Origin of the sequence: Streptococcus respiraculi (assembly GCF_003595525.1) — a bacterium.
Classification (GTDB): Bacteria; Bacillota; Bacilli; order Lactobacillales; family Streptococcaceae; genus Streptococcus; species Streptococcus respiraculi.
The window spans coordinates 18,788-30,926 of the sequence record NZ_CP022680.1; the positions used below are offsets into that span (position 1 = coordinate 18,788).

Sequence of the window (12,139 nt, forward strand, 5' to 3'; positions counted from 1 at the left end):
GTGGATTTTTCTCACAAGTTATCCTCATACTCGTCAAAAATCAAATTCTGATATAGAATATCAGTTTCGAATTTTGTTTTTGATAGTGGTTAGTTCAATTTCGAGATTTTCATCGTTTGAGAGCATATTTTTGATTTTATTATGCGCGTGCATGACGGTTGTATGGTCGCGATTGCCAAATTCTTTTCCGATTTTTGGGAGAGAATTGTCAGTCATTTCACGTGCAAGATACATAGCCACCTGTCTAGCATGGACAATATTTTGGACACGTTTTGCCCCCTTGATTTCTTTTAGGCTAACCCCGTAAAATTCTCCTACTTCATGCTGAATGGTCTCAATCGCAATAACTGTATTGACAGGGTTTGTCTGTTTTCGAGCTCGAATAGCTTCTGCTGCGACATCAACGGTAATTTCAGTCAGATGTTTCACACTAGCTAAGAGATGAATGTCTTTTAAGGCGCCTTCTAGGTCTCGGACATTGGAATCAAATTGCCCTGCTAAATAAGAGAGAGTATCGTCTGTAAAGTCATAGGGATAATCTTCACATTTATTACGTAAAATGGCGATACGTGTTTCTAAATCTGGCGGTGTAATATCTGTTGTTAATCCCCATTTAAAGCGTGTTACAATCCGTTCTTCCAGATTATCCAGATAGTCAGGATTACGGTCACTAGTTAAGACGATTTGCTTATTTTTATCGTAAAGTGCATTAAAAGTATGGAAAAATTCTTCCTGGGTAGAGGCTTTGTTTCGTAAAAATTGAATATCATCAATGAGTAGAAAATCTAAATTTCGATAGATTTCTTTGAATTGCTCCATCTTATTTAAGCGAAGATGGTCTAGAAAGTCATTGATAAATGTTTCTGTTGAAACATACTTGATACGGGCATTTGGATTATTTTCTAAAGCTTTATTTCCAATTGCATTTAAGAGATGGGTCTTTCCTAAACCAGGTCCCCCGTAGATAAATAGAGGATTATAGTAAATTCCTGGGTTATCAGCAACCCCTAAAGCCCCAGCTTTTGCCATCTGATTATTAATTCCTTGGACAAAATTTGCAAAGGTATACTGAGATTTGATATCTGGATGAGGAGATTGTTCTTCTTGTAGCTGCGCTACGGGCTCACTGACTATAGCTCGTTCAGGGGTATCTGTGGTAAATTGATAATCAATAGCAATTTGGCTATCAAAAATTTCGAATCCCGCAGTGATGAGAATATCTTTTAAATTTTGATCCCAAAAGAGCTGTTTATAAGGGCTGTCTAAAAATATCTGCGCTCGGTTTGAAGCGATATCTAGTAATTTGGCGTTTTCAACGTAAAAATCATAGGCTCCTTGGTTGAGCTTGGCTTTAGCAAGCTGAAGAACCCTGCTCCAAAATGTTTGCTTCTGGTCCACTTTTTCCCCTCTCTTTCTATTTGGTCTTACTAGTGTATCATAAAAGAATAAAGTTTTCCACAACTTTATTCTTTTTCCACACGGTTTATAATAGTTTTCCACAACTTGTGGAAAAAATAGGGAATTGCTTATTTTTCTAGAGGGTTCGACAAGTTTTTAGTGTGAATAACCTTGTTCATCAATTAATTGTTTCCACACTAGTTTATAATGGTGTGGATAATCCGTTCGAATTCTTCAGCGTTTTTAAAGGAAATGGATAGGGTACCACCGCCATTTTTTTTCTGTTGAATGTCAATAGCTGTTCCCAATAGTTGCTGGAGATTTTTTTCTGCTTCTTTGACAAAGAGGTTTTTGCTAGGTTGAATTGTTTTTGTTTTTTTGGTAGACAGGGCTGCTTCTAAAGCGCGGACACTCAGCTCTTTTTCAAGAATAGTATGGAGCCATTGCTCTTGCTCTTTTGCTTGATAAGGAATTAGGAGTCTAGCGTGTCCTTGTGATAGTCTTCCTTCTTCCACTGCTTGAATCAAGGGAGCAGACAGCTGCAATAGGCGTAGAATATTGGTGATATAAGGTCGTGATTTGCCCATGATTTGTGCAATTTCATCGTGAGTCAAGCCTTTTTCAATCAAGCGCTGATAAGATGTCGCTTCTTCAATCGGATTAAGGTCAGAGCGTTGCAGATTTTCAATAATAGCTTGAGAAAGCAAGTCATCATCAGACAAGTCTTTGACGACTACAGGAACGGTTGTCAAACCTGCCAATTGGCTGGCTCGAAGTCTCCTTTCTCCTGCTAGTAATTCGTAGCCGATAATGGCTGATTTTCGGACAATCAAGGGCTGAATTAGACCGTTTTCTCTAATCGATAAGGCTAGTTCTTCTAGCTTTTCTTGATCAAAATGAATCCGTGGTTGATAGGGATTGGGGCTGATGTCAGTGATTGCAATATAACGTAGTTCTTCCATACGTCCATCTTAGCAAAAAAAAGCTCACTTTACAATGATGTAAAGTGAGTAATGACCTAGTTTGCAAGGTCTTCTGTTGAATTGGTCAACTTGATGTTAATTGTGTTTTCTTTTCCATGGCGAGAATAGGTAATGGAAATGGTGTCACCAACGGTATGTTTATAAAGAGCACTTTGCAGGTCGCTGATATTTTCAACAGTTTCACCATCAATTTTGGTAATGACATCGTACTGTTCCAACTGACCGTCTGCTGGTAGGCCTTTTTGAGTAGAAAGAACAACGATACCAGCTTTTAAGCTATCATCTTCAATACCTGCTTTTTGGCGTTGTGTAGTCGAAAGATTGCTTAAATTAGCCATTTTAATTCCTAATGCTGGACGGATAACTTTCCCATTTTTCTCTAGTTGATTGATGATGCTAACAGCATCATTTGCTGGAATTGCAAAGCCCATTCCTTCTACGGCAACTCCTGCTGCTGAATTTGAGCTAGAAGTAATTTTGCTAGAGGTAATCCCAATGACCTGTCCTTGAATATTAATTAGCGGACCACCTGAATTTCCAGGGTTAATAGCTGTATCTGTTTGAATAGCATTGGTTGAAATAGTCTGACCGTCTTCTGCTTTTGAAGTAACTGTACGACTAAGACTAGAGACAATTCCCTGCGTTACTGTATTGGCATAGAGGCTCCCTAGCGGGCTACCAATCGCAATCGCTGTTTCCCCAACTTTAATCTTATCAGAGTCGGCAAATTCAGCAACGGTTTTCACCTTATCAGCTGCGATTTTAATCACGGCAATATCTGCATAAGTATCGGATCCAATCAACTCCCCTTCTACTTTTTCACCTGAAGCCAGTTGAATATCGATTTTTTCAGCTCCTGCAATGACGTGCGTATTGGTGACAAGATAGGCAAATTTATCTGTTTTTTTGTAAATAACTCCAGAACCTTCTCCAGCAACGGCTAAATCATCTGAATTGCTATTTTCTTCTAAAATAGAGCGATAACCATTATCGCGTGGTTTTTGGTAGTTAATGACAGATACTACTGCATTTTGTACTTTTTCAACAGCGGAGGTTGTTGAATTTTCATTATTGTATTGTACCTTACTAACCGTTGTTTGTTCGCTTTCTTTTTTAGTTTCAACGACTTGTGTTGGCTGCTTATTTGTCTGTAGTAAGGGTGCAGCAAGTGTTCCCGCTAATCCTCCGACAAAACCAATTAATAATAAAAGTAACACTTTAAAAAATTTTTTCATACAGATAATCCTTTCGAATTTTGGGTTTATCATACCCTTATTTTCTTAATTATAGCTTAAAACTAGAAAAAAGCAATCCACAGGTTGTGGATAACTTTAATACTTCCTATTCAAATTCATCATTAGAGATATTTCCTAGTAGCATTTAGAAGGAATATGATACAATAATAGCATGAAAATAAAAATTATCACAGTTGGAAAATTAAAGGAAAAATACCTCAAGGATGGAATTGCTGAATATGTCAAACGCTTGAGTCGTTTTGCAAAAATCGAGATGATTGAATTAGCTGATGAAAAGACACCTGATAAAGCTAGTCTAGCTGAAAATGAGGCTATTTTAAAAAAAGAATCCGAGCGGATTTTAGCAAAAATCAACGAACGTGAATATGTGATTACGTTGGCGATTGAAGGGCGGCAATTTTCCTCAGAGAATTTTAGTCAGCTAGTATCTGATACTATGGTCAAAGGTTATTCAGATATTAGCTTTGTCATTGGTGGTAGTTTGGGCTTGCATGAGACGGTAAAAAAACGGGGCAATCTTTTAATGAGTTTTGGAGTCCTTACCCTACCTCACCAATTGATGCGTCTAGTTTTGGTTGAGCAAATCTATCGAGCATTTATGATTCAACAAGGAAGTCCCTACCATAAATAGTTTCACGTGAAACATAGGAGTAATATGTCAATAAACAAGGAATATCAAGTATTCGAAGGTTTACGAATTGCAACGGCTTTGACCTTTATCAGCGGTTATCTAAACGCTTTTACCTATGTTACTCAGGGAGGTCGATTTGCAGGAATTCAATCAGGCAATATCATCATGTTATCCTATTACCTAGCAAAAGGTGAGATATCACAGGTACTTAGCTTTCTAAACCCTATTTTTTTCTTTATATTGGGACAATTTATTGTCTATCTCTTGAAGCGGAAATTGAAAAAAGATAGATGGACATGGCATTTCTGCAGTAGCTTGTTGATGACTGTTTTCATCATTCTAGCAGTTATGATTTCTCCTTTTGTAGGTCCATTTTTTACCATGGCTACCCTAGCTTTTGTAGCTTCTATTCAGATTGGAACTTTTCAAAAATTACGAGGAGCCCCTTATGCCAATGTCATGATGACAGGAAATCTAAAAAATGCAGCTTATCTGTGGTTTAAAGGATGGATGGAACATGATAAAATTCTTCGTAAAAGAGGGCAGGAAACGATTCTAATTTTAGGAAGCTTTAGTCTTGGAGTCATTATTTCCACACTTCTTTCCCTAAGATTTTTCGAATATGGACTTGTCTATGTCTTGATTCCAGCCCTATATGTCAATTATGAATTATGGAGAGAAAAAAGCCTAGCATAGAGGCTAGGCTGTATCAGATGATTCCAGCAGGATTCGAACCTGCGACCGTTCGCTTAGAAGGCGAATGCTCTATCCAGCTGAGCTATGGAACCGCTCAGTAACCATTTCATTGTAACGTAAACAAGATAGAATGTCAAGATATAGAAAAAAGCAAAAAATAGCTTGACAAAGAGATAAGGTCTATATTATACTAGATAGTGCTTGAATGGTCCGTTGGTCAAGGGGTTAAGACACCGCCTTTTCACGGCGGTAACACGGGTTCGAATCCCGTACGGACTATATCATCCGCCATAGCTCAGTTGGTAGTAGCGCATGACTGTTAATCATGATGTCGTAGGTTCGAGTCCTACTGGCGGAGTAAGAGTGATTCCTTGATGTTTCAAGGAATTTTTTATTATGTAAAAAAGCGGGGAATTATTCCACCGCTTTTTCACTTGTCATGATACCTATTCGCTTTTTGGTGCGCATCCTGTTATAGAAACTAAATAGTAAGATTCCTATTCCAAAACAAGAAGTCCCAATCACAAATCCCTGAGGAATGAATGAGAGTACAATCGTTCCGCTCCCTTTTTTGACATCTACTTTCATGAAGCCATTTTGCGCTTTTTTAATCGGTAGGGTCTTTCCATTTTGACTTGCAGACCATCCCTTGTCATAGGGGAGAGTTATCAGTAATGAGGCATCCGTATCAGATGTATAATCCACAGAAATCTTGTTTCCTTTTGTTTTTACCTGAACATCTCGACTCTTTAATTTATCCATGGCTACCTGATAGGCAAATGTATCAAGACGATAAAATTGAGGTTTATCAAATGAAACTTGGGAATTATTAGGGAAGCTCATTGTCAAGGTAACGACTTGTTCATCTTCAAAATATCCTGCATCAAAAAGTGAGAAAGTATTATCAAGAGTAAAGTTTTTAGTGACATTATTGATGGTAAACTGCACATTCTTACTGTTATCACTTGTAAAGTTGATATTTGGAATGTTGACGTATAATTGTGTATGAGCAGGGACCAATAGTGAATACTGAATGCGAGGTGTCTCATCTTCTTTTGTTTTAGAAACGGTCACACGATTCGTTAATTCAGATCCATTTTCAACATTGGAAGGTTCTAAGCTGTAGTAATACTGTAAATCGACTCCAGCTAACTGGTTTAGGAAATGGGTTTGATTATCAAGCGTTAAATTAGAGAAGTTGACATCCTTGTAAACACTACTTGTTAATACTGCCAAGGGAAGAGAGTAGGAATTTTCATGGAGATAATAAGAGCCACTTGAATAGACAGGAGAAAATCCGAATTTAGACAAATCGCCCTCTACTAAATTGTATCGAATAGCAAAGAGACTGTCAGCTAGAATAGTATTGTTTTGATAGCGCAAATTTAAATTTGTACCGTCAGAACGAAATCCTAATTTATCTAAAGTGGAGCTTGAAGCACGATTCCGAATGGAAGAAAATTGAGAGATCCCATTGTAATTGTATTTCATGCTATCATTTCCAGTTTGAGGAAAGATTCGCTCAGTTCGATAAAATGTTTCATTGGTAGATTTTGCATACTTTACAATCTTGTCAATATCTGTCAAGTTTTGCTCGTAACTCTCACGACTTGGAAAGTGCCATTCAGCAGATAAGCCGTCAACTTGAAAGTTGGTATTCAATCCAAGTTCAAATAGGACGAACAATAGACTGACACATGAAAATACTTTTAGATTCATTCGCTTTTTACTGATGGCAAATAGAAGAATTCCGTAGGCTATTAAAAATTCAAAGGATAGTAAAAAATGGATAGATGTTAGAAATTCATAATGATTGAAGGCGAAAAATGTTGTTCCAAATCCAACCAGTAAGAAGAGGATAGGAGGAAGGTAGTTACGGAAATGAATATCTGTCAATCGTGTCAATGTCTCTGCAGCCATATAAATGATGACTAATGGGAAAACCCAGGCATAGCGGTGTAAAAACATGTTAGGTGCGTGCATTCCCTGCCAAAAAAGATCAAGTGGATGGAGATAAAAGCTAGCAATGATGAAGGCAAGTAGTACACTATAGCTGATTTTTACCTGCCATTTAATCGATTTTATAGTGAAGAAAATAAGGGCAAAGAATAGGGGAAAAATTCCTACATAAATCATAGGAATGGCACCAAACTTCGTTGTATCATAGCTTCCAACTAAATTTTTAGCAAAAATATCCAAATACCAAGAGTTTTCTGTCTGTAAGTTGACAATCTTTGTCAACTTTTCCCCATGTGTTTTTAAATCTAGATAGGCCGGTAGGAGCATGATCATGCTGGATAGACCTGCTAATAGTGATACAACTGTAAAGTCAACAAAAGATTTTATTCTGTCCTTAACCTTCCAAGATAGCTGAACAAGAAACCAAAGGGCTAAAAACAAGGCCATCATGTATCCAAAATAATAATTTTGAATAAACAAACAAGTAAGGCTAACAAAATAGAGGGTTCTTCCTCTGCCTTCTACCATCATCTTATGAAGTCCAAGGAGAATAAGTGGCACCAAAATAAAGGTATCTAGCCAAATGTTGATTTCCAACTGACTGGTCGCAAAACTCATTAATGAGAAAGAAGTAGATAACAGTATAGCAAGGGCAGGTTGTAATTTTTTATGGATACTAGAGAGACTAAAGTAAGTTGACAACCCTGTCAATCCGAACTTTAGTAGTGTAAAGAGATAGAGGGCATCTGGCATGCTTTTTAAATCAAAAAAGTAGGCCAAAGGAGATAAGATAGAGCCCAAATAATAAGAAGATAAGGCATAAAAATTTAAACCTAATCCACTTGTAAAGCTATAGAATAAGGAGCCGTCACCGTGTAAAGTATTTCGCAACACTTGGTTAAAAATGACATACTGATGGAAGGCATCACTTGCCAAAATAGTTGTCGTACTTCCCCACCAAATTCCTTTCATAGCTAATATACTAGCGATGATAAGGATAGGTAGTAGGAAAGAGGCGGCTAAAAATAGATATTTTGAGTGTTTTTTGAACATAATGCTTATTTTTCTATTTGAAAGAAAAGGCGAACCAACTCGCCTTTTTCTTTTAATCTTTCCAAAGTTCTTTTACTTTTGCTTGCACTTCTTGATTTTCCAAGAATTCATCATAGGTTTCATCGATACGGTCAATGACCCCATTTTTTGAGATAACAATAATATGATTTGCTAGGGTTTGGATGAACTCATGGTCGTGGCTGGCAAAGATGATAGATTCCTTGAAAGCCTTCAGTCCGTCATTCAAGCTAGAGATAGATTCCAAGTCTAAGTGATTGGTTGGGTCATCAAGCACAAGTACATTTGATTTGAGAAGCATGAGTTTTGAGAGCATCACGCGCACCTTTTCTCCTCCTGAAAGGACATTGACAGGCTTATTCACCTCGTCACCGGAAAAGAGCATACGACCCAAGAATCCACGCAAGAAAGTATTGTCATCTTCTTCCTTGCTTGCAAACTGACGGAGCCAGTCAAGAATCGATTCATCGCTTGCGAAATCACGACTATTATCTTTTGGTAGGTAAGATTGACTAGTTGTCACACCCCATTTAATAGTTCCTTCGTACTCGATATCTCCCATAAGGGCACGAATCAGCGCTGTTGTCTGAATATCATTTTGACCAATTAGGGCTGTTTTGTCACCTGGACGAAGAATAAAGTTGATATTGTCCAAAATCACTTCCCCGTCAATAGTTACTTTCAGGTTTTCAACGGTTACCAAATCATTTCCAATTTCTCGCTCAGCCTTAAAGTTGATAAAGGGGTATTTACGGCTAGACGGGATGATTTCTTCTAGCTCAATCTTATCGAGCATCTTTTTACGGGAAGTGGCTTGTTTTGATTTGGATGCATTGGCAGAAAAGCGGGCAACAAATTCTTGTAATTCCTTGATTTTTTCTTCTGCCTTGGCATTGCGGTCAGCTTGCAATTTAGCAGCCAACTCGCTTGATTGTTTCCAGAAGTCATAGTTTCCGACAAAGATTTTGATTTTGCCAAAGTCGAGATCAGCCATGTGGGTACATACTTTGTTAAGAAAATGACGGTCGTGGGACACGACAATGACGGTATTTTCAAAATCAATCAAAAAGTCTTCGAGCCAGTTAATTGATTGAATATCAAGACCGTTGGTTGGCTCATCAAGGAGCAGGACATCTGGTTTCCCAAAGAGAGCCTTGGCTAGGAGAACTTTCACTTTTTCTCCATTGGTTAACTCGCTCATATTTTGGTAATGAAGATTTTCAGAAATATTCAGGTTCTGCAAGAGTTGAGAAGCTTCACTTTCTGCTTCCCAGCCACCTAATTCTGCAAATTCACCTTCTAATTCAGCTGCACGAACACCGTCGTCATCTGAAAAGTCTTCCTTCATGTAAATGGCATCTTTTTCTTTCATAATGCTGTAAAGTTGTTCATTTCCCATGATAACAACATCAATCACGCGCTCATCTTCGTAGTCAAAGTGATTTTGGCGTAAGACAGAAAGACGTTCATCTGTTCCAAGTGAAATATGACCAGTTGTTGGCTCGATGTCACCCGCTAAAATTTTCAGGAAGGTTGATTTACCAGCACCATTAGCTCCAATCAAGCCGTAGGTATTTCCAGCTGTAAACTTAATGTTGACATCGTCAAATAATTTTCGATCGCTAAAACGCAGCGATACATCTGATACTGTAAGCAATACAATTCTCCTATTTCTATCGTTAGTCTTATTCTACTCTAAACAAGCTAATTTTTCAATTGAAACTACATTGGAATGAGAATATCTTTTTCAAAATTCTGATGCGTCTTTTGTAGACTAAATCCTCTTCCCTTGACCTGAGTCGCAGGCATGACAACAATAAAGGCTGTTTCATCAATGGCTAGAATACTGGTTTCTAGCCTTTGGTATTCAAGCCGTGAAACAGTTGTCATCAGCATACGATTTTCCTGACCTGTAAAGCCACCGACCATTGGTAGTTCTGTCACACCGCGGTCTGCTACTTTGGTAATGTATTCTTTAATCTTAGCGTGATGTTTTGAAATAATCATGACATTTCGTGACGAATCTGCTCCTGCCATGACAAGGTTGACAAAGTATGTAATGGACAGTAAAGCCACAATCGAGTACATCACGGTGTCTGCGTCAAAGGCAACAAATCCTAGACCAACGACAATTCCGTCTACAAAGGCCATGCTAGTTCCAAGAGGAATGGGGGTGTATTTTTCAAACAGCTGGATGATAATACCAGTTCCACCGGTTGATGAGTTTCCGATGAAGACAAGACCCAGTCCAAATCCTAGAACAGCCCCTCCAAAAATGGCTGCCAGCAGTGTATTATGTGTCAATGTTGGTAAACCTGCTGTCAATTTTATGAAAATGGGATAAATCCAAGCACCGTAAACGGTCTTAATGAATACTTCTTTTCCTAAAAAGACAAAACAAATGAGTAGGAGTGGGATATTGGCAATCAGAACAAAGTTAGCTGTATTCCAACCGAATAAGGCATTCATGCTAATAGCTAGTCCCCCAACTCCTCCAGAAGCGATATGATTTTCAACAAACATACTATTAAAAGCAATAGCAGAAATGAAAGATCCAATCGTAACTAGCGCAAAATCTTTTAGTTTTTGTTTCATATAGGTATCCTATCTGTAAATGTTCAGCTTCTATTATCCCTAATTCTAACCCTGTCGTCAAGTTAAGAATGGCTTGACTTTCTATTTTTTAGAGTATATAATTGAAAGGAATCAGAAAAGTAGTGGATTAGCTATTTTTAGAGAGCCTGTGGTCGGTGAAAGCAGGTAATAGCGATTGATGAATGGGCTGATAGACTAGGAATCTGAAATCATAAAGATTCGGCTTGCAGGCCTTATCTGCAAATGAGATGAGACTACTCATAAGTGAGGTGGCACCGTGTCTTTGACGCCCTCGCATGGCTTTTTGCTGTGCGTGGGTTTTATTTATGGAAAAAGGAGAATACTATGACAAAACCAATTATCTTAACAGGGGATCGTCCGACTGGGAAGCTACATATCGGACATTATGTCGGCAGTTTACAAAATCGTGTTCGTCTGCAAAATGAAGATAAGTACGACATGTTCGTCTTTCTGGCGGATCAGCAAGCTTTGACAGACCATGCTAAGGAGCCACAAAAGATTGTAGAATCAATCGGTCATGTAGCCTTGGATTATCTAGCAGCAGGACTAGATCCTGAAAAATCAACGATTTTCATTCAAAGTCAAATTCCAGAATTGGCTGAGTTGTCCATGTATTACATGAACTTGGTTTCACTGGGACGTTTGGAACGTAATCCGACTGTTAAGACTGAAATTGCTCAAAAAGGCTTTGGAGAAAGTATCCCGACTGGATTTTTAGTTTACCCGATTGCCCAAGCAGCAGATATTACAGCTTTTAAAGCAAATTATGTGCCGGTTGGAGTTGACCAAAAACCGATGATTGAGCAGACCCGTGAAATTGTCCGCAGTTTTAATCATGCCTATCAGACAGATGTACTAGTTGAGCCAAAAGGGATTTATCCGATACATGAAGGGGCTGGACGACTCCCAGGATTAGACGGCAATGCCAAGATGTCTAAATCACTCAATAATGGGATTTATCTGGCGGATGATATGGATACGCTCAAAAAGAAGGTCATGAGCATGTATACAGATCCTGACCATATCAAGGTCGAAGATCCGGGGAAAATTGAGGGCAATATGGTCTTCCATTACCTAGACGTCTTTGGTCGTGAGGAAGACAAGGCCGAAATTGAGGCGATGAAAGAGCACTACAAGCAGGGTGGCCTAGGAGACGTTAAGACAAAACGCTATTTGTTAGAAATCTTAGAGCGAGAATTAGGTCCAATTCGGGAGCGCCGTTTGGAATTTGCTAAGGATATGGGTGAAGTCTACAATATGCTCCAAAAGGGAAGTAGCAAAGCTCGGCAAGTAGCCGCTCAAACTCTTTCAGAAGTTAAGTCAGCTATGGGCTTGAATTATTTTAATGAATCCAAATATTCCAAAGGGTAGAAAGATGATTTCCACCCTTTTTCTGAACAAAATTTTAATATATTCTAAAAACGTTCGTTCTATAAAGAAATATATTCCTTTAATATCTTGTTCAAAATAAAATATTGAATTTAAGGCGAATAATAATTGACAAATGATTTCAAAATGGTATGATATTT

General features: G+C 38.2%; 9 protein-coding genes, 3 tRNA genes and 1 other annotated feature. Of the genes, 5 read left to right on the forward strand and 7 right to left on the reverse strand.

All coding sequences use genetic code 11. The features are described 5' to 3' along the window. Positions 1-60 precede the first annotated feature (60 nt). From dnaA to CHF41_RS00105, 3 genes are all read right to left on the reverse strand, one after another. Positions 61-1,398 (reverse strand): chromosomal replication initiator protein DnaA, encoded by a 1,338-nt coding sequence (dnaA, locus tag CHF41_RS00095; RefSeq protein WP_119875438.1) that lies wholly within the window; start codon positions 1,396-1,398, stop codon positions 61-63. A 197-nt stretch (positions 1,399-1,595) separates the two neighbouring features. Further along, positions 1,596-2,360 carry a ParB/RepB/Spo0J family partition protein gene (locus tag CHF41_RS00100; protein WP_119875439.1) on the reverse strand — a complete coding sequence of 255 codons (765 nt, stop codon included), beginning with the start codon at positions 2,358-2,360 and terminating at the stop codon, positions 1,596-1,598. 56 nt (positions 2,361-2,416) lie between these two features. Then, a complete protein-coding gene (locus tag CHF41_RS00105) occupies positions 2,417-3,616 on the reverse strand; it encodes a S1C family serine protease (RefSeq protein ID WP_119875441.1) in 1,200 nt (399 codons plus the stop codon). 172 nt (positions 3,617-3,788) lie between these two features. On the opposite strand from CHF41_RS00105, the gene rlmH reads away from it, so the two are divergent. Together rlmH and CHF41_RS00115 are read left to right on the forward strand one after the other, a co-directional pair. Then, positions 3,789-4,268, forward strand: a complete 480-nt coding sequence (gene rlmH / locus CHF41_RS00110; RefSeq protein WP_119875442.1) for a 23S rRNA (pseudouridine(1915)-N(3))-methyltransferase RlmH — start codon at positions 3,789-3,791, stop codon at positions 4,266-4,268. A 24-nt stretch (positions 4,269-4,292) separates the two neighbouring features. Beyond that, complete coding sequence (locus CHF41_RS00115; RefSeq protein WP_119875444.1) at positions 4,293-4,964, forward strand: YoaK family protein; 672 nt, start codon at positions 4,293-4,295, stop codon at positions 4,962-4,964. A gap of 18 nt (positions 4,965-4,982) precedes the next feature. On the opposite strand, the gene CHF41_RS00120 is transcribed toward CHF41_RS00115, so the two are convergent. Beyond that, a tRNA-Arg gene (locus tag CHF41_RS00120) sits at positions 4,983-5,056 on the reverse strand. Positions 5,057-5,171: 115 nt separating this feature from the next. Here CHF41_RS00120 and CHF41_RS00125 point away from each other — a divergent pair. Further along, positions 5,172-5,243: transfer RNA gene (locus tag CHF41_RS00125), tRNA-Glu, on the forward strand. A gap of 5 nt (positions 5,244-5,248) precedes the next feature. After that, a tRNA-Asn gene (locus tag CHF41_RS00130) sits at positions 5,249-5,322 on the forward strand. A 56-nt stretch (positions 5,323-5,378) separates the two neighbouring features. On the opposite strand, the gene CHF41_RS00135 is transcribed toward CHF41_RS00130, so the two are convergent. The 3 genes from CHF41_RS00135 to CHF41_RS00145 form a co-directional block, all read right to left on the reverse strand. Further along, a complete protein-coding gene (locus CHF41_RS00135; RefSeq protein ID WP_119875446.1) occupies positions 5,379-7,976 on the reverse strand; it encodes a YfhO family protein in 2,598 nt (865 codons plus the stop codon). 52 nt (positions 7,977-8,028) lie between these two features. Beyond that, a complete protein-coding gene (locus tag CHF41_RS00140; protein ID WP_119875447.1) occupies positions 8,029-9,651 on the reverse strand; it encodes an ATP-binding cassette domain-containing protein in 1,623 nt (540 codons plus the stop codon). A gap of 65 nt (positions 9,652-9,716) precedes the next feature. After that, positions 9,717-10,589, reverse strand: coding sequence for a YitT family protein (locus tag CHF41_RS00145; protein WP_119875449.1), 873 nt, complete (start codon positions 10,587-10,589; stop codon positions 9,717-9,719). Positions 10,590-10,686: 97 nt separating this feature from the next. After that, positions 10,687-10,886: a binding site (T-box leader), on the forward strand. A gap of 48 nt (positions 10,887-10,934) precedes the next feature. On the opposite strand from CHF41_RS00145, the gene trpS reads away from it, so the two are divergent. Beyond that, complete coding sequence (gene trpS / locus CHF41_RS00150; protein ID WP_119875451.1) at positions 10,935-11,981, forward strand: tryptophan--tRNA ligase; 1,047 nt, start codon at positions 10,935-10,937, stop codon at positions 11,979-11,981. Positions 11,982-12,139: the final 158 nt, after the last annotated feature.

Coding starts and splice junctions, on each gene's coding strand:
- rlmH (WP_119875442.1), top strand. CDS start 3,789: ATGAAAATAAAAATTATCACAGTTGGAAAATTAAAGGAAAAATACCTC.
- trpS (WP_119875451.1), top strand. CDS start 10,935: ATGACAAAACCAATTATCTTAACAGGGGATCGTCCGACTGGGAAGCTA.
- CHF41_RS00145 (WP_119875449.1), bottom strand. CDS start 10,589: ATGAAACAAAAACTAAAAGATTTTGCGCTAGTTACGATTGGATCTTTC.
- CHF41_RS00105 (WP_119875441.1), bottom strand. CDS start 3,616: ATGAAAAAATTTTTTAAAGTGTTACTTTTATTATTAATTGGTTTTGTC.
- CHF41_RS00115 (WP_119875444.1), top strand. CDS start 4,293: ATGTCAATAAACAAGGAATATCAAGTATTCGAAGGTTTACGAATTGCA.
- CHF41_RS00135 (WP_119875446.1), bottom strand. CDS start 7,976: ATGTTCAAAAAACACTCAAAATATCTATTTTTAGCCGCCTCTTTCCTA.
- CHF41_RS00100 (WP_119875439.1), bottom strand. CDS start 2,360: ATGGAAGAACTACGTTATATTGCAATCACTGACATCAGCCCCAATCCC.